Annotated in this window: 14 protein-coding genes; 5 read left to right on the top strand and 9 right to left on the bottom strand. The window is 56.5% G+C overall.

What is annotated here, in order from left to right; translation table 11 throughout:
- Positions 1 to 141: 141 nt before the first annotated feature.
- The 6 genes from CIK95_RS03125 to CIK95_RS03095 form a co-directional block, all read right to left on the bottom strand.
- Positions 142 to 735 carry a hypothetical protein gene (locus CIK95_RS03125; protein WP_144007700.1) on the bottom strand — a complete coding sequence of 198 codons (594 nt, stop codon included), beginning with the start codon at positions 733 to 735 and terminating at the stop codon, positions 142 to 144.
- Between the two features lie 492 nt (positions 736 to 1,227).
- A complete protein-coding gene (locus CIK95_RS03115; RefSeq protein ID WP_094466222.1) occupies positions 1,228 to 1,527 on the bottom strand; it encodes a hypothetical protein in 300 nt (99 codons plus the stop codon).
- Between the two features lie 22 nt (positions 1,528 to 1,549).
- Positions 1,550 to 4,213 (bottom strand): DNA mismatch repair protein MutS, encoded by a 2,664-nt coding sequence (gene mutS / locus CIK95_RS03110; RefSeq protein ID WP_022310960.1) that lies wholly within the window; start codon positions 4,211 to 4,213, stop codon positions 1,550 to 1,552.
- A gap of 5 nt (positions 4,214 to 4,218) precedes the next feature.
- A complete protein-coding gene (locus tag CIK95_RS03105; protein WP_094466221.1) occupies positions 4,219 to 5,028 on the bottom strand; it encodes a DUF3108 domain-containing protein in 810 nt (269 codons plus the stop codon).
- A 7-nt stretch (positions 5,029 to 5,035) separates the two neighbouring features.
- Entirely contained in the window at positions 5,036 to 7,000 is a 1,965-nt protein-coding gene (locus CIK95_RS03100; protein ID WP_094466220.1) for an Ig-like domain-containing protein, read from the bottom strand.
- Positions 6,990 to 8,525: a GH3 auxin-responsive promoter family protein gene (locus CIK95_RS03095; protein ID WP_094466219.1), complete on the bottom strand. Its 1,536-nt coding sequence runs from the start codon at positions 8,523 to 8,525 to the stop codon at positions 6,990 to 6,992. The genes CIK95_RS03100 and CIK95_RS03095 overlap by 11 nt, the downstream gene beginning before the upstream one ends.
- A 272-nt stretch (positions 8,526 to 8,797) precedes the next feature.
- On the opposite strand from CIK95_RS03095, the gene CIK95_RS03090 reads away from it, so the two are divergent.
- Positions 8,798 to 9,019, top strand: a complete 222-nt coding sequence (locus CIK95_RS03090) for a hypothetical protein (RefSeq protein ID WP_094466218.1) — start codon at positions 8,798 to 8,800, stop codon at positions 9,017 to 9,019.
- Between the two features lie 93 nt (positions 9,020 to 9,112).
- Here CIK95_RS03090 and rnc read toward each other — a convergent pair whose 3' ends face one another.
- The 3 genes from rnc to CIK95_RS03075 are packed head-to-tail and all read right to left on the bottom strand — an operon-like array spanning position 9,113 to position 11,627.
- On the bottom strand, positions 9,113 to 10,138 hold the full coding sequence (gene rnc, locus CIK95_RS03085) for a ribonuclease III (protein ID WP_094466217.1): 1,026 nt from the start codon (positions 10,136 to 10,138) through the stop codon (positions 9,113 to 9,115).
- Entirely contained in the window at positions 10,128 to 11,390 is a 1,263-nt protein-coding gene (gene fabF / locus CIK95_RS03080) for a beta-ketoacyl-ACP synthase II (RefSeq protein ID WP_022310955.1), read from the bottom strand. Before fabF ends, rnc begins: the two co-directional genes overlap by 11 nt.
- Positions 11,391 to 11,627, bottom strand: a complete 237-nt coding sequence (locus tag CIK95_RS03075; RefSeq protein WP_022310954.1) for an acyl carrier protein — start codon at positions 11,625 to 11,627, stop codon at positions 11,391 to 11,393.
- 192 nt (positions 11,628 to 11,819) lie between these two features.
- Between CIK95_RS03075 and CIK95_RS03070 the strand changes: the two genes are divergently transcribed.
- From CIK95_RS03070 to CIK95_RS03055, 4 genes are all read left to right on the top strand, one after another.
- The gene (locus CIK95_RS03070) at positions 11,820 to 12,119 is read left to right on the top strand and encodes a hypothetical protein (protein WP_094466216.1); all 300 of its coding nucleotides are present in this window, start codon (positions 11,820 to 11,822) and stop codon (positions 12,117 to 12,119) included.
- Between the two features lie 267 nt (positions 12,120 to 12,386).
- Positions 12,387 to 12,995: a DUF4254 domain-containing protein gene (locus tag CIK95_RS03065; RefSeq protein WP_022310953.1), complete on the top strand. Its 609-nt coding sequence runs from the start codon at positions 12,387 to 12,389 to the stop codon at positions 12,993 to 12,995.
- Entirely contained in the window at positions 12,992 to 14,041 is a 1,050-nt protein-coding gene (locus tag CIK95_RS03060) for a glycosyltransferase family 9 protein (protein ID WP_094466215.1), read from the top strand. Before CIK95_RS03065 ends, CIK95_RS03060 begins: the two co-directional genes overlap by 4 nt.
- Positions 14,042 to 15,017: 976 nt before the next feature.
- Positions 15,018 to 17,675: an ATP-binding protein gene (locus CIK95_RS03055; RefSeq protein ID WP_158215068.1), complete on the top strand. Its 2,658-nt coding sequence runs from the start codon at positions 15,018 to 15,020 to the stop codon at positions 17,673 to 17,675.
- Positions 17,676 to 17,745: the final 70 nt, after the last annotated feature.

Below are 17,745 nucleotides of genomic sequence, written 5' to 3'. Positions count from 1 at the left end.
TTCCAAGGTATGGGATTTTGGCGTATATGGGGAGCCGATAGTTACTTCCCCTTGAGTATCTTCTTGATTTCGTTGAGCTTGTTGAGCGCCTCGGCAAGGGCAGGCTGCCGATGTGGCGCCCCCGTGGCTCGTTGCAGCAGCCTATCTGCCAAGACAGAGAGCGACGCTTACGTTTATCTGCTCACGGTGTTTGGCTCCGAGAGGGTCGGTAAAGTCCAGAATGGCGTTAACGGCATAGTAAGGAGACTTGCCATCCTTGCCCCACTCCAGCTGAGCGGCGGGAGTGGTTCCGCCAGCATAGACGCGAGGACTCTTGACATCGACAGGCATGCCCTGCACGCTGTAAGGCACCAGTTCGTAAGCCACAGAGCGGTAACCACCCGTCTGGCGGTCGCGCTGCAGGGTGGCACGCAGCAGCAGATGGACATCATAGCCGTCGGCCGACGAGCCTACCAGATATTCCACCGTGCGGGTGCCCTTTTCTGTCTTGTCGCTCCACGTAGTGAGCGTCTTCGTGACGAGGGCCGTCCACCCCACGCGAGGCACCACGCCATCATGGCGGTCCATAGCCTCGCGTATATATTTGCGTGCCTGGCCCATCACCTTCTCCACCATCTGTGGCGTCACCTTATAGCCCTTGAGCATCGAGTAGTCTACCATGCAGAGGCGGTTGAGCGCCACGAGCGTGTCATACTGCGCCGGCGTCACCTTGTTGAGCAGCCACCGTGGGGGCATCTTGCCCTTGGGCTACAGTCGACTCCACTCTGAGAGTCACCTTTTTCTTACACTGCTGCGCCGCAGCATCGTTTGCCCACGCCATAGCGGCAATGGCAAACAGCAAACACAAAATCGACTTTTTCATTGTTGTTTCAGTTTTAAGGGTGAATATTAGGATAACCTTTCCAATGACTTCCATGCCCCGCGCTTCATGGTCTGCGGGGCGCGCCATGACAGACGGCGCCGGCGTAAGGGCTTTGGCCCGCGTGCTGACCACCGCTGGCGGCTCGTGCCTTACGTCACGTGCTCACGTATCATTTGTTACGAGCGCTCGTATCAATAGGCACGTGGCCTCGTATCATACGTCACGAGCCAGCCGAGTCCATCTCCGTCTCGGCATCGGTAACGACTAACCCGATGAAGATGATGACATTTGCAAAGTAAGTGGTTAACAGCGACACCACCAAACCAATTAAGTGAAATAGAGTTAACGGGGGGGGTGAAAGATTGTTAACAGAAGCCGACAGACATGGTCTCCAGCCGCGCCAAGACGCCCTCGGGCGCAGCAGAGGCCATTCCCATGCCCACAGAGATGGATAGCAGAGTGGTGGAGAATGAAAGAAAAATGGTGACGATGGTGGGCAGAGCGGTGGAGATAGAGAGAAGGGATGGGGCGATGGTGGGCTGAGCGGTGGATATAGAGAGAAGGATGGTGTCGATGGCAGTCTGCACGACGGCAGAAACGGGCAGAGCGGTGGAGACAGCGACCCATCGGGAGAGGGGCAGAAAAGAGGCAGCGCCTCTGAGCACTGCCTTTCTGGATGGGGCAAATCTACTTGCCCTTGAGTATCTTCTTGATTTCGTTGAGCTTGTTGAGCGCCTCGACGGGCGTAAGGTTGTTGATGTCGAGCCCCAGTATCTCGTCGCGGATTTGCGAGAGCACCGGGTCGTCGAGCTGGAAGAAGCTGAGCTGCATGCCCTCGCGGTCATCGCCTATGTGCTTGATGGCGGCGGCATCGGCGTTGCCCACGCTTGCCCCGTCGGCTTCGAGCTGCTTGAGGATAACCTTGGCGCGGCGCACGATGCTCTTGGGCATGCCGGCTATCTCTGCCACATGGATACCGAAGGAGTGCTCGCTGCCACCGGGCACGAGCTTGCGCAGGAAGATAACCTTGTCGCCGACCTCCTTGACGCTCACATTGTAGTTGCGTATGGCGGGGAGCTGGCGCTCCATCTCGTTGAGCTCATGATAGTGGGTGGCAAAGAGCGTGCGTGGGCGTCCCTTGGCATTCTGGTTGAGGTACTCGACGATGGCCCAGGCTATGCTGATGCCGTCGTAGGTAGAGGTGCCACGCCCCAGTTCGTCGAAGAGCACCAGCGAGCGCTCGGTGACATTGTTGAGTATGTTGGCAGCCTCGGTCATTTCGACCATAAAAGTGGACTCGCCGAGCGAAATATTGTCTGACGCACCCACTCGGGTGAAAATTTTGTCCACCAAGCCTATTTTCGCGCTCTCTGCGGGCACGTAGCATCCCACCTGGGCCAACAGTACTATGAGGGCGGTTTGACGCAGCAGAGCGCTTTTTCCGGCCATATTGGGTCCGGTGATGATGATTATCTGCTGCTTGTCGTCGTCGAGATAGATATCGTTGGGCACGAAGCGCTCGCCCACGGGCAGTTGCTGCTCTATCACGGGGTGTCGGCCCTGGCGTATGTCGAGCTCCAGGCTGTCGTCGACCACCGGGCGCACGTAGTGATTGTCTTCGGCCACCTTGGCAAAGCCCATGAGGCAGTCGAGCTGGGCGATGAGGTTGGCGTTGATCTGTATCTGGGGGATGAACTCCTGCATGGCCGAGATGAGCTCGGCGAAGAGCTGCTGCTCGAGGGCGAGAATCTTCTCGTCGGCGCCCAGAATCTTCTCTTCGTACTCCTTGAGCTCCTGGGTAATGTAGCGCTCAGCCTGTGCCAGCGTCTGCTTGCGCACCCACTCGGCAGGCACGCGGTCCTTGAAGGTGTTGCGCACCTCGAGGTAGTAGCCGAACACATTGTTGTAGCCCACCTTGAGCGAGGTGATGCCCGTCTGCTCAATCTCGCGCTCCTGAATCTGCATGAGATACTCCTTGCCGTTGTGCGATATGTTGCGCAGGTCGTCGAGCTCGGCGCTGTAGCCAGTGGCTATCACGTCGCCCTTGGCCACGAGCTGTGGCGGGTCGGGCTGTATCTCGCTCTCTATGCGCTGTCGCAGGCTCTCGCAGAGATTGAGCTGCTCGCCGATGCGCTGCAGGGTGACATTGTCGGAGTGGGAGCAGGCGTCCTTGATGGGCTCGATCGCCACGAGGGCGTGCTTGAGCTGGACCACCTCGCGGGGCGATACGCGGCCCACTGCCACCTTGGAGACGATGCGCTCGAGGTCGCCTATGCGATGGAGCTGGTCATTGACCAGCATGCGGAAGTCGGGGGAACGGAAGAAGCAGTCGACCATGTCGAGCCGCTTGCGTATGGGGTCGATATTGCGGAGCGGGAAGACCAGCCAGCGTCGCAGCATGCGGCTGCCCATAGGGGTGACGGTGCGGTCGATGACATCGAGCAGCGAACGCCCGTCTTCCTGCATGGGCTGGAGCAGTTCGAGCGAGCGTATGGTGAAGCCGTCGAGGCGCACATACTTCTCTTCCTCGAGGCGGGCCAGAGAGGTGATGTGGCCGATATGGGTGTGCTGGGTAATCTCGAGATACTGCATGATGGCTCCGGCGGCTATGACGCCGTTGTGGAGATGGTCTACGCCAAATCCCTTGAGCGACTTGGTGGCAAAATGGCCCAGGAGCTTCTGCCGGGCAGTCTGCTCGGTAAACACCCAGTCGTCGAGCTCGAAGACGCAGTAGCGGTTGCCAAACCGCGTCTCGAAGTCGGTCTTGCGGGCGCGGTCGTAGAGCACCTCCTTGGGCTGGAAGTTGCCCAAGAGTTTCTCTACATAGTCATAATTGCCCTCGCCGGTAAGGAACTCGCCGGTAGAGATATCGAGAAAGCTGACTCCACATGATGTCTTGCCGAAGTGGACTGCAGCCAGGAAGTTGTTTTCGCGATAGTTGAGCACGTTGTCGCCCATCGCCACACCTGGGGTGACGAGCTCAGTGATGCCACGCTTCACCATCTTGTCCATCTCGGTGAGTCCCTTCTTTCCCTTGAGCTGTTCACGCTTCTTCTTGGGGTCTTCGAGCTGGTCGCAGATGGCCACGCGCTTGCCGGCTCGGATGAGTTTGGGCAGATAGGTATCAAGGGCATGATGGGGGAAGCCTGCCATCTCCATGCTGCCTGCCTGGCCGCCGTTGTTGCGGCGCGTGAGGGTGATGCCCAGTATGCGCGAGGCGGTGACGGCGTCTTCGCAGTAGGTCTCGTAGAAGTCGCCGCAGCGGAAGAGCATCAGCGCCTCAGGGTGCTTGGCCTTGAGGGAGAAGAACTGCTTCATCATCGGGGTGAGCCCCTTGTCGTCTTTTGCCATAGCGGTTATCTTACGACTGAGGTGACCGGATTGCGCAGTCCCTTCATGCTCACGAGGAACGCCTTGGCTGCACCGAACTTGAGAAACATGTCGAGGCGCACGGGGATGTGGTTCTTGTCATCGGAAACATAGAAGTCTACGATGCGCTTGTACTTGCCGTCTTCCTTCTCGAGGTAAGAGAGCTTGAGACAGCGGTATTTGATACCATTGTCGGCCTTGATTTTGACCTTGCCCGAATAGCGCAGACGCGCGGGGCTGATGTTCTTGCCGTCGGCAATGGGGAAATCTATCTCGTGGCCAGACTTCCAGCCCTCGGGATTGAACGAGCGGGCACGCAGGAAGATATTGAGCATATCGTAGACACAGTGGGAGACGGTGCGGTGGGCCCATAGGTGCTCGCCACTGCTGGTGAGCTGGTGCTGGCGCAGCTTGACCTTGCCGTCGTGGTAGGAGTAGAAGACCTCATCTACGCCGTAGCGCTTGCCCTCGCGGGCTCCCTTGCGGAAGTAGAGGGGCTCCATGTCGAGCGAACTGTAGCAGAGAAGCGTGTCGCGGAGCACAAACATCTGGTCGACACGGTTGTTGCCACGCGTAGTGAGGCTGGCACGATAGGCGGGGTGGCCGTTGTAGCGGCTCTGGACGGTAGACATCGAGGCGTTGCCGGCCTTGACCCATACAAACTGCCAGTTGTAGTAGAGGTTGTAGGTGAGGAACTCACCCGACTTGAAGGCGTCGTTGTGGAAGGCACACTGGGCATGGGCTGCTACAGCCATGACCATCATCAGTGATGCCATAAGGATTCTATACTTTTTCATATTGTTATCACATATTGGGATTATAGGGTATGCCCATATTCTTGGCACGCTGGGCATTGCGGCCTACAGTCTTGCGGCGGGTCTCGCTGCGCTGCTTGATGAGCTTGGCGGGCTTCTGGCGGTAGAGCTCGCGCGCAGTGGGGTTCCAGGCTTGGGTGATGTCCCACTTGGCCTTGCAGACTATCTCTTCGGGATAGTAGTAGACCTCGTCGGGCTGCTGGAGGGTGGCGTAGTCGCCGGTGTCCCAGCGCCCGTTGGCGTTGGCATCGACTATCATGCGCAGATAGTAGGTATCGGGCTTGACATAGAAGAACTCGGCGGTGCCGGTGGTGGTGGTGACCTCCTTGACCGGGGCGTCCTGCATATTGAGGAGCTGACAGATGACGCTGCGGCCCTCCATGCCTGCGATGTTGACGAAGAGCGAGCCGTAGTCGTCGAGCGAATGGACCTTGAAGCCTATCTTCTTGGACGTGGAGACACGCCCGTAGATGTCGGTGAAGGCGATGCTGTCGACCTCGAGGCTGTACTCGCGGTCGGGGCGCCACTCGCCCACTATCTCGTAGGTACGGGGCTCGCCCTGAACCTCTCTGAGCATGAAGCGCGACTGATACCAGGCGGTGTCGACCTTGGCGTAGAGATGGATGAGGCTGGTATCGATGCGGGCTACAGGCGCGGCGAGGGTGAAGCGGATATTGCGGTCGGGGTCGGTCTGCGATACGCTTTCATACTTGACCTCGAGGGCCTCGGGGGGCATCACCTCGAGATAGGGCTTGCCCCGCTTCTTGGCCTTGTCCTGCACCTTCTGCCAGTCGTCGCGCTTCTTCTGCTTGTCCTTGATGCGCTGGGCATAGGGGGTCTTGGCGAGCAGCTCGAGGGTATCGGTCTGGAGGGTGAGCACGCCGGTGGTGTCGGTCATCTGGTACTGGAGCTCCATGCGCAGGGTGTCCTGATTGACGAGAGCGGTGTCGCGTAGCCAGTAGGTGACGGTGTCGCGGCGCTCGCTGGCCTCGGTTATGAGCGAGTGGGTAGCGTCGAAATTGAGGCCACGCACGCGGGGCAGCAGGCTGTCGCCGTAGCTGAAGAAGAGGGTGAAACGGTCGGCCTGGGTACGGTCGGTCTTGACCAGATAGCGGTCGGTAAGGGTGGTGGTGAAGGCCCGGAGCACCAGGTCGTCGGGGAGGAAATGGGTGTAGCCGACCTGGATGATGGAGTCGATGTGGAGCGAGTCGCGCCAGATGGTATCCTGGCGGATGTCCTGCTTGAAGGTGGGCACCACAACTGCGGTGTCGAAGGCCATCTTCTCGCTCTTCTGGTTGTAAAGGAAGTTGCCGTCGGCGTCTTCGAGGGCGTAGACACGGTAGCTGCCGGGGGCTACACCCTTGACGACAAAGCGTCCGGTGGCGTCGGTGCGGGCCACGCGCGCCATAGGCAGCGTGGTGAAGGCGCTGTCGGCCAGGTTGGCATAGAGGCCCACGAGGATGCCCTTGACGGGCTCGAGGTTCTGGGCATCGACCACATAGCCAGCGACCTCCATGGTGTCGATGGCCTCGCCGGTGGAGAAGCTGTAGGTGTAGTTGCCCAGAGGATTGTTCTCGGTAATGTCGGTGATGGCATCAGAGAAGTCTACGGTGTAGGTGACATTGGGCTGGAGCGTGTCGCGGAGCTGTACCATGATGCGCTTGCCCTGGCTCTTGATGTCGGGCTGCTCCATCTGGGGCGGCGACACGATGACCTTCTCCTGTGCGTTCTCTATCTGGATATACTCGTCGAAGTTGATGTATATCTTCTTGCTGCTGACATTGACCGACTTGTCTGCGGGGCTGGCAGAGAGTATGCGGGGCGGGGTCTCGTCGTACCATCCGCCGTCGGGCTGGCCCATGCGGGCACACGCCGCCATGACCGTCAGAAGCACTATGGCGACAACCGCGGCAAAGGCGCAGCGGCTGACAGGCGTAAACCTCTTATTTATCATTGTCGTTTGACTTGTTGTTACCGTTAAGTTGAAGCAGTTCGTCGAGATTTTTGCGGCTGTTGCTCAGACGGGGCACCTTGTGCTGTCCGCCCAGCTTGCCTTTGGCCTTGAGCCAGTCGTTGAAGAGTCCCTGGCGCGCCTCGATGACCTCGAGATGCTGGAGGGTGATGTCGTGGAAGCGCTTGGCCTCATAGTCGCTGTTGAGCTGCTGCAGACGCTCGTCGAGGGCATGGGCGAAATGGTCGAGGCTGTCGGGCTGACGGCTGAACTCGATGAGCCACTGGTGGCGGCACTTGGCACGGGCGTCCATATAGACTGGGGCGGCGGTATACTCGCTCACCTGGGCGCCAGTCTGCTCGCAGGCATACTGGAGGCCCTTCTCGGCATTGTCCATGATAAGCTCCTCGCCGAAGGCATTGATGAAATACTTGGTGCGGCCGGTGATGACAAACTTGTAAGGGCGTGTGGAGGTGAACTGGACGGTATCGCCGATGAGGTAACGCCACAGTCCGCAGGAGGTGGAGATAAGCATGGCGTAGTTGCGGCCTACCTCTACCCCACTCAATGGCAGGACGGTGGGGCGGTCGGTGCCAAACTCGTCCATGGGGATAAACTCGTAATAGACGCCGTAGTCGAGCATGAGCAGCATCGATGGGTCGGAGGGGTCGTTCTGGATGCCAAAAAATCCCTCACTGGCGTTGTAAGTCTCCATATAGTGCATGCCGGGCGATGTGATAATCTGCTCGTACTGCTTGCGGTAAGGGGTAAAGGCTATGCCGCCATGGAAAAAGACCTCAAGGTTGGGCCATACTTCGTTGATGTGCTGCTTGCCGGTAAGCTCGAGCACGCGCACCAGCACAGACATCATCCAGCTGGGCACGCCCGAAAGGTTGGTGACATTCTTGTGCATCGTCTCGCGGGCGATGAGGTCGCGCTTCACCTCGAAGTCGGACAGCAGCGCCGTCTTCTTCTGGGGCACTCGCACGAGGTTGACCAGAGGATTGATATTCTCAATCAGTATGGCGGAGAGGTCGCCCACGAGCGATCCGCTGAGATTGTAGTTGGGTGAGTGGCTGCCTCCGAGTATCAGGCCCTTGCCGTCGAAGAGGCGGGAGTTGGGGTTGTTCTGGAGATACATGGCCACGACGTCGGTGCCGCCCTGATAATGGACGTTCTTGAGTCCGTCGGCAGAGACGGGGATGAACTTGCTCTTGTCGTTGGTGGTTCCGGATGACTTGGCGTACCACTTGACGGTACCGGGCCACAGCACGTTCTTCTCACCATGACGCATACGGTCTATATCGCCTTTCAGCTCTTCGTAAGTATTGACGGGAATATTGGCGGCAAAATCTGTATAAGTTCTTATCTCATCGAAGTGATGGCTGGCGCCATATTCGGTATTCTTTCCCTTGGAGATAAGATATCTGAGTACACGTTCCTGCAGCTCGTCAGGAGTGGTAAAATGCTTCTCAAGACTCTTCTGTCGCGGCAAAAAAGCCATGCTTGCTATACGGGTTAAACTCATGTGTATGTAATTGCCAATTAATCATACAAAGTTAACCGATTTCTTTCACATAGCACAATTATTTACCATTTTTAATATAAAATAAACGTGGGGAAGTGAACAGGACAAGTGCCGTGAGTATCATGAAGAGAGACTGGATAGTCTATGGGCTGCTCGCACTTTTATGAGGGACTTTGGAGCGCATCACCACACTTTTATGAGGGACTTTTGCGCATACCGCCACACTTTTATGAGGGACTTTTATGGCTATTGCTACATTTTTATGAGGGACTTTGGGCGTGGGAGTCACCTCCATCTACGCCAATAGCCCCAGGACAGCGACGATTATCGTCTGTCCTGGGGCTATTGTCATTGGCTTCTGCCTGGGGGTGGCTGCCATCCTTTTTCTGGCAATCGGATACTGCATCGAGATGTCAATCTACAGCATCAGGATGACAGGCTACTGCCTCGGGATGGCAGACTACTGCATCATGGAGATTAGCATCCCTTCGTGAGTAATTGATTTCAACCTTATGGTAATCAACTCTCCCCCATAAGTAATCGTTTTCCACCCTGTGACTGATGGCAGAAGTGGAGCGGGCACTCCCCTACTCTCCTCCGAAGGCTTCGGCTTCGGCGGCGGCTATTATCTCCTCGCGGCTCATGGCTCGCGCAGAGATGTCGCTCAAGTCAAACTCGTCGGAGTCATCGGCAGCTTCCTTGACGGGCTGCTCCTTGGAAACGGTTGGCTTCCTGGACTTTCGCTGACGAGGCTCGGCGGGGGCCGACTCGACGGTGATGATGAAATCCTGCTTCTCGGCGGTGTCGGGCACAGTCTCTACAGGCTCCTCTTCCATCTTGGTGCGATTGGTCTTGGCCGCGAAGATTTGGTCGATAAACTGAGGCTCACGGCGCAGCTTCTCGAGCGTGAGCTTGGAGGCGAGCTGCTGGCTCTCCTTCTTGCTGTAGCCCTGGCCGTTGCATCCGTTGACGCCCTCGATAACCACGCGGTAGTCAAACATAGGACTGCCGTTGCTGTCAACCTTCTGGCTGAGCAGTTCGAAACTCACGTTGACCCTGTTCTTCTGACTCCATTCGAGGAGCTTGCTCTTGAAGTTCACCTCTTTATAAGCCAGCTTGTCGATGTTAATCATCTTGCCGAGGATACGCTGTTGCATGAAGTCCATACATCCCTTGTAACCCTTGTCGAGATAGATGGCACCGACGAGTGCTTCAAAAGCGTTGCCGCCCAGATAGCTGTTGTGCGAGGCACTATGACCGTTGGAGAGGATGAGCTGATCGATGCCCATTTCTTGCGACAGCTTGTTGAGGGTGTCACGCTGAACGAGTTTGGAACGGGTATTGGTAAGAAATCCCTCGCGCTTGCCGGGGAAATGATGGTACACGATGTCGCCCACAATGGCATCGAGAATGGCATCGCCGAGAAACTCGAGCCGCTCGTTGTTGACGGGCTTGCCCTTGCTGTTGCGGTGCATGATGCTCTTGTGCATGAGCGCCATCTTGTAGTTGTCGATGTGGCGGGGATAAAAGCCGAGAATGGCGTATAAAGACGAATAAAGCTCCTTGTCCTTGCGGAAAGAGAGCTTTATTCGGTCAATTAAATTATTCAGCATATTTCTTGAAGATAACACAAGCGTTGTGGCCGCCAAATCCGAACGTATTGCTCAGAGCAGCACGTACCTCACGCTTCTGTGCCTTGTTGAACGTAAAGTTCAGCGAATAATCGAGTTCAGGATCTTCGTCGCCCTCCTCGTGATTGATGGTAGGAGGCACGATGTCGTTCATGACACTCAGTACACATGCCATAGCCTCTACAGCACCGGCAGCACCCAGCAAGTGACCCGTCATCGACTTGGTCGATGAGATGTTGAGCTTGAAGGCTGCATCGCCGAACACTTCCTTGATGGCTTTGGCTTCAGAGATATCTCCCACGTGGGTCGATGTACCGTGTACATTGATGTAGTCGATATCCTCGGGCTTCAGACCCGCATCTTCAAGAGCGGCTTCCATAACGAGCTTGGCGCCCAGTCCCTCGGGGTGCGATGCGGTGATATGATATGCGTCGGCGCTTTCGCCCTCGCCTACCATCTCAGCATATATCTTGGCACCACGGGCCTTGGCATGCTCCAGCTCCTCGAGTATGAGACAGCCGGCGCCCTCGCCCATCACAAATCCATCACGGCTGGCGCTGAACGGACGCGAAGCGTGCTCAGGGTCGTCGTTGCGGGTTGACAGCGCCTTCATGGCGTTGAAACCGCCTACACCGCAAGCGCAGATGGCGCTCTCGGCGCCGCCGCTTACTATCATATCGGCCTTACCCAGACGGATAAGGTTGAACGCATCAGCCAACGCATTGGTCGAAGAAGCGCACGCTGATGTTGTGGTGTAGTTGGGACCGTGGAAACCGAAGTGGATAGAGATATGTCCTGATGCGATATCGGCTATCATCTTGGGGATGAAGAAAGGATTGAACTTAGGTCCATTCTCAGGGTGCTTACCATAGTAAGTCACCTCTTCTTCAAAAGTCTTGATACCACCGATACCCACACCAAATACTACTCCGATGCGGTTCTTGTTGGCAGTCTCAAGGTCAAGACCACAGTCCTTTACACCCTGCATGGCGGCGATAAGTGCCAGCTGGGTGTAACGGTCGAGCTTGCGGGCCTCCTTGCGGTCAATCCAATCATTGACGTTAAGGTTCTTTACCTCGCAAGCAAACTGGGTTTTGAACAGAGACGCGTCAAACTGTGTAATAGGTGCGGCGCCGCTTTTACCCTCGACCATGGCAGCCCATGTCTCTTCGGGGGTGTTGCCCAATGGGGTAACGGCACCAAGACCTGTTACTACTACTCTCTTAAGCTCCATTTATTTTGCGTTCTCCTCGATGTACTTGATGGCGTCGCCTACAGTCTGGATGGTCTCAGCCTTGTCGTCGGGGATATTGATACCGAACTCCTTTTCAAATTCCATAATCAACTCAACGGTATCCAGAGAGTCGGCACCCAGGTCGTTGGTGAAGCTTGCTTCTGGAGTTACATTCTCTTCCTCAACACCGAGTTTGTCAACGATAATCTCTTTAACTTTGCTTTCAATTTCTGACATAATTGTAAAATTTAAATTGTTAAAAATACGTATTATTAAAAATTCTGGCTGCAAAGGAACACATTTTTTATCATTCTGGCAAATTTTTTCGTATAAAAACGACATTCGCATGCACACTACCCCTATGTTTGTGCAATAAAATGGCTATTCTTTTGATAATTAACCACCTTTTGATGACACAAATCGGACAAAATGAATTTGTTAAAAACGCGGGGAGATGACCGCCAGAAGAGCGCAGACAAGTTCCAAAACGGCAACTTTCATCTTCACGACCAAGCCATAGCCCTTTATAACCAATATTTAAGGCCTTCGCGTGTGGCGGAAGCACCCCTACCCCAACCGGCCTTACCCTGGGCGGCAGACTTTTACACCTTATATATAATATATAGGTGCATGGATGAAATATATATGGCTATGGAAATAATATATAGGTGCATGGATAGAATATATATGGCTGTGGAAATAATATATAGGTGCATGGATAGAATATAAAGGCAGACGGACATAGTAGATGGGCTGTCGGGCAGCGCATCATGGGTGGACAGACGGCAGATATCCATTGACACATAAAGCATATATAGCGATACTTATGGCGTGATGGACGCCAGCATTGAGGTGGGGGCTTGGGCAAAAACGGGGGAAAAATATAAAAAGTCGGGGTTTTGCTTGGCGCTGTCTTCATTTTACATTATCTTTGCAAAATTAAGGTTTACGCCCCTAAACAACGATACAAGTATAATAATATAAACAACTAAAAACATGGCATCATTTACTGAGCAGTGCAATCACATCTTCAATCAAGCGATTAGTGATTACCACATTAAGAACGATGTAGATACACCCATTAATAACCCTTACGACCGCGAGTCTATCGACAACCGGCTCTATCTGAAGTGCTGGATAGACACAGTACAGTGGCATCTGGAAGACATTATCCGTGACCCCCACATTGACCCGATGGAAGCCCTGCAGCTGAAGCGCCGCATTGACCGCAGCAACCAGGACCGCACGGACCTGGTAGAGCAGATTGACTCTTATTTCCGTCAGCAGTACTCCGACGTGACCATAGCCCCCGACGCTACCATCAACACCGAGAGCCCCGCATGGGCCATCGACCGTCTGAGCATCCTCGCCCTCAAGATATACCATATGCGCGAGCAGGCCGAGCGTACCGACGCCGACGCCGAGCACCGCGCCAAGTGTCAGGCCAAGCTCAACGTGCTGCTCGAGCAGCAGGTAGACCTCGGCACTGCCATCAACCAGCTGCTCGACGACATCGCCGCCGGCCGCAAGTATATGAAGGTATATCGCCAGATGAAGATGTACAACGACCCATCAACCAATCCGATACTCTACGGCAAGAAGTGAAGACCGACCACATACTCATCATACGTCTCTCAGCGATGGGCGACGTGGCGATGACCGTGCCTATAGTCTATTCGCTCGCCACCCAGTACCCTCACACCCACATCACGGTGCTGAGCCGACCTTTCGCGCGCGCCTTCTTTGACGACCTCGCGCCCAATGTCGGGTTCATGGAAGCCTCGACCGAAGAGCTGCACAATCTGCATGGCCTCAATAGCCTCTACCGCCGACTTGTAGCCAAGCACTTCACCGCTGTCGCCGATTTCCACGACGTCTTGCGCACCAAGTATCTGCGTCTGCGCTTCTGCATGGGGCGTTTCCACGTGGCGCATATAGACAAGCACCGCCGCGGCAAGCGTCTGCTCACTCAGCAGGAGGGGAAACAGCGCGTGCAGCAGCCCACGTCGTTCCAGAACTACGCCGATGTGCTCGCCGAGTTGGGCTATCCCATCAAGCCCGACTTCACCTCCATCTATCCCGACGGCAAAGCGCCGGCGGCAGACCGTTCTGAGAGGGTAGGCGACAAGCCCGAGAACCAGCGCTGGATAGGCATAGCGCCCTTTGCAGCCCATCAGGGCAAGGTATATCCACTGGGACAGATGAAGCAGGTGGTCGCCCTGCTCACCGAGCAGCACCCCGACTACCGCATATTCCTCTTCGGAGGCGGAAAGACGGAGACCGAACAGCTCAACCACATCGCCGAGCAGACCCCCGGCTGCACCGTGGCATCGGCCGTGGTCAAGGGACTCCGCCAGGAGCTCGCGCTGATGAGCATGCTCGATGTGATGGTTTCGATGGACTCTGCCAACATGCACCTGGCTTCGCTCGTAGCCACCCCCGTGGTGAGCGTTTGGGGCGCCACCCATCCCTACGCCGGCTTCATGGGCTGGAGGCAGAGCGAGGACAACGCCGTGCAGTTCGACATGGACTGCCGTCCGTGCAGCATCTACGGCAACAAGCCCTGCATACACGGCAACTATCCCTGCATGAAGCAGATAGAGCCCGAAACCATCGTGGCGCGCATCGTGGCGACCGCAGAGCGCCGGTAGAGCTACTGTAGACTCAAGCAACAAGACATAAGACAAGCCCCTGCATCCATCCGACACGGCATGCAGGGGCTTGTCGCGTCTGGATGCCTCGCCGGACAACACCTTATTATATATACGCGCGCCCGCAACGGGCGGGGTGGGGTGGGAGTGACGCCCGGCGTGTAGGAAAGGGTCGGTCGGCAAAGCCGGAGAGATGCTCAGGCAAGCGGAGAAGGTCGACCCGCAAAGCGGGAGTGACGCTCAGCGTGTAGGCAGAGCAGCTGCTGCAGCCGGAGAGACGCCAGGCAAGCGGAGAGAGGGCATCGGGCGGCTCGTAACGGAAGTCACGTGACCACGTTTCTTATGTCACGAGGCTGCGTACCATAAGGCACGAGCTCACGTATCGTATGTTACGAGCCAGCCAAGACGCCCTCGGTGCGAGCAAAAGGGTAGCTCTATGCTCTATCAAGGCACCCTCGGTGCGAGCAAATGGGAATTTCCATGCTGTTGGGGTGACCATCGGTGCGCGCAAAGGGTAGTTCTTGCTCTATCAAGGCACGCTCGGTGCGAACAGAAAGGTAGACCCATGCGAGCAAAAGGGTAGCTCAACTCCCCCAACCTTGATGGGCAAAAAAATCAGCCCCCCTTACCTTCGGTCGAAGGTAAAGAGGGCCTTTGCGTCATCTGATGGATTTTGTATAGGGTTATCTCACGATTGCCTGCAAAAATTTACGGATGTTGAAACCACATAAGGAAAGAGATTATCAATTACCTCTATGACCACTGTCATTACTCTGCTGCAAAGGTCGACAAATATTAACCAAACCACTGGTATATTTCGGACAATAAGTGGTATGAATCGGACATTTATAATAAATCTGCACCTTTTCGGTGTCAATTTGCGAAAAATCTAACGAAATGCTTGGTCATTTCACGATTTTTTCCGAATATTGCAGCAAGGAAGAGAATACTGTCATCTGATAACTCCATGACCTATATGCTACACACTCTGACCAGACTGCTATGGGCCACGGCACTCGCCTTTATCCTGACTTGCTGCCAACACGGCAGCCCGAGCGAGAGCGAGACCCAAAGTATACGCGACAGCCTTGCCACGCTGCGCCAGCAGGGCAAGAAGGAGCGCGACGCCAGCCGCTACGACGAGGCTCTCAGACTCCACATACGCGGACTCGACATGGCCCGCGCTGTGGGCGACAGCAGCGAGTGGATACAGGCGCTCAACAACATTGCCACCGACTACCGCCGCATGGGCATGCTCGACGTGGCGCAGAGCTACCACTACCAGGCGCTCAGCCTCTGCGACGAGTCGTCCGACACTACCTACCAGATGCGCAAGAACCGCGTGAAGGCGCTCAACGGACTGGGCAACATCTACCTCTCTATCTACAGCTACGACGACGCCGACAGCGTGTTCCGCCAGGCGCTCGAGGGCGAGCACCAGCTGGGCAGCGCCACGGGCCAGGCCATCAACTATGCCAATCTGGGCTCCATCTACAGTGCCCGCGGCGATGACGAGAAGGCGCTCGACTACTACCGCCAGTCCATGTTCTACAACAAGAAGGACAGCAATCTGCTGGGCATGGCTCTCTGCCACCTCTACTTCGGCAATATCTATGAGAGACGCCAGCAGTACGACCTCGCGCTGCGCGAATACGAACAGTCAGACCGCATGATGACCGACCTGAAAGACCTCTGGCACGCTCTCGAGCCGCGTCTGGCACTGGCTTCGGTCTATTATCACACCCACGAGGACGCCAAGGCACTGGCGCTGCTCGACAGGGCCGACGCCACGGCTCGCCAAATCAACTCGTGGGAGCATATCGTCGAGGTACACCATCTCTACTTCCTGCTCATGCAGCGCCAGGGCCGCTACCGCGAGGCGCTCGACCACCATCTCATCGCCACCGCCTATCAGGACAGCATCCTGGACAACGAGAAGCTGGACCGCATACACAATATCGGCATCAACATCGAGCGCACGCGACAGCAGAAGATGGTAGACATGGCGCAGAACGAGCTGCAGACCGAGAAGCGCATACGCCAGCAGAGCGCATGGCTCTTCGGGCTCACGGTGATACTGCTCCTGGCGGTCATCAGCGCACTGCTCTACGTGCAACGCATGCGCCACCGCAGCATGGAGATGATGAGAGAAGCCAGCAGGCTGCGCGAAGACTTCTTTACCAACATTACCCATGAGTTCCGAACGCCTCTGACGGTGATACTCGGACTGAGCCGCAAAATCAGGGAAAACACGGAGGTGCCACAGTCGGTCAGCGACAAGGCGTCGACCATAGAGCGGCAGGGCAACCGCCTGCTCACGCTCGTCACCCAACTGCTGGACATCAGCAAGGTCAAGTCGGTAATCGGCGAGCCCAACTGGCAGCACGGCAACATCTGCGCCCAGGTCGCCATGCTGCTCGAGACCTATATAGACTATGCCGCCAACCGCGGCGTGACGCTCAAGTATCATTACGACAAGGCCATCGAGATGGACTTTGTGCCCGATTACGTGAACAAGGTGATGAGCAACCTGGTGTCGAATGCACTGAAATTCACACCCAACGGGGGCACTATCAGCGTCAATCTCTATCAGCGCGGCGACCGGCTGCACATCGACGTGAGCGACACGGGTCATGGCATCAGCAGCGACAAGCTCGCCCATATCTTCGAGCCGTTCTACACCACCGGCGACATGGGCGAAGCCAAGGGAACGGGCATAGGACTGGCACTAACACAAGAGATAATATCCCATCTCAACGGTACCATCACCGCCGAGAGCCAGGTGGGCAAGGGCACCACATTCCACATCGTCATGCCGATACAGAACCGCTCTGCCGACCCGGTGACCGAGACCGAGATAGGCAACTCGGGCAAGCCCATCATCGTGGTGGCCGAAGACAATGCCGATGTGGCCGACCTGCTCTGCAGCCAGCTCGAACCCTTCTATGAAGTGGTGGCTGCGCGCGACGGCGTCGAGGCACTCAAGCGCGCCGGAGAGATAATTCCCGACCTCGTAATCACCGACGTGATGATGCCCAACATGGACGGCATGGCCCTCGCGCGCGCCATACGCGCCAACGACCTCACCGCCCACATACCCATCATCATGGTGACTGCCCGCGTGACCGAGCAAGACCGCATCGAGGGTATCAAGGCAGGTGCCGACGCCTATCTGGTCAAGCCCTTCAACACCGAAGAGCTGCTCACCCGCGTGGCCAAGCTGCTCGAACAGCGCATCATGCTCAGAGACAAGTATGCGCAGACCATCACCCAGGCTCCCGTGAGCGACGACGCCATCGAAGACCACTTCCTCGCCCGCGTGGAGCAGGTCATAGTGGCCCATATCAACAAGGGCGAAGACATCACCGTGACCATGGTGGCCGACGACCTCAACATCACCGCCCGACAGCTGCACCGCAAGGTGACGGGGCTCATCAACCAGTCGCCGGCGGCACTCATACGCATCACGCGCATCAACTGCGCCAAGACCATCATGGCCGCCAAGCCCGAGATGCCGCTCAAGAGCGTGGCGCTGGCATGCGGCTTCACCGACTACTCACACTTTGCCAAGGTGTTCCGCACGGTGACGGGCGTAAGTCCCACGGCGTGGACCGCCAAGCCCACGGCGCAGTAGGCCGGGGCCATAGACAGCAATCGCCGCCATGTCAGCAGAGACATGGCGGCGATTGGCATTATCGGGGTGG

Source organism: Prevotella sp. P5-108, from assembly GCF_002251385.1.
Taxonomy (GTDB): domain Bacteria; phylum Bacteroidota; class Bacteroidia; order Bacteroidales; family Bacteroidaceae; genus Prevotella.
Note: the sequence above shows the minus strand (reverse complement) of the source record. Positions and strands in the feature narration are given on the sequence as shown.

Coding starts and splice junctions, on each gene's coding strand:
- CIK95_RS03075 (WP_022310954.1), bottom strand. CDS start 11,627: ATGTCAGAAATTGAAAGCAAAGTTAAAGAGATTATCGTTGACAAACTC.
- CIK95_RS03095 (WP_094466219.1), bottom strand. CDS start 8,525: ATGAGTTTAACCCGTATAGCAAGCATGGCTTTTTTGCCGCGACAGAAG.
- rnc (WP_094466217.1), bottom strand. CDS start 10,138: ATGCTGAATAATTTAATTGACCGAATAAAGCTCTCTTTCCGCAAGGAC.
- CIK95_RS03055 (WP_158215068.1), top strand. CDS start 15,018: ATGCTACACACTCTGACCAGACTGCTATGGGCCACGGCACTCGCCTTT.
- CIK95_RS03105 (WP_094466221.1), bottom strand. CDS start 5,028: ATGAAAAAGTATAGAATCCTTATGGCATCACTGATGATGGTCATGGCT.
- mutS (WP_022310960.1), bottom strand. CDS start 4,213: ATGGCAAAAGACGACAAGGGGCTCACCCCGATGATGAAGCAGTTCTTC.
- CIK95_RS03125 (WP_144007700.1), bottom strand. CDS start 735: ATGCCCCCACGGTGGCTGCTCAACAAGGTGACGCCGGCGCAGTATGAC.
- CIK95_RS03100 (WP_094466220.1), bottom strand. CDS start 7,000: ATGATAAATAAGAGGTTTACGCCTGTCAGCCGCTGCGCCTTTGCCGCG.
- CIK95_RS03070 (WP_094466216.1), top strand. CDS start 11,820: ATGAATTTGTTAAAAACGCGGGGAGATGACCGCCAGAAGAGCGCAGAC.
- fabF (WP_022310955.1), bottom strand. CDS start 11,390: ATGGAGCTTAAGAGAGTAGTAGTAACAGGTCTTGGTGCCGTTACCCCA.
- CIK95_RS03065 (WP_022310953.1), top strand. CDS start 12,387: ATGGCATCATTTACTGAGCAGTGCAATCACATCTTCAATCAAGCGATT.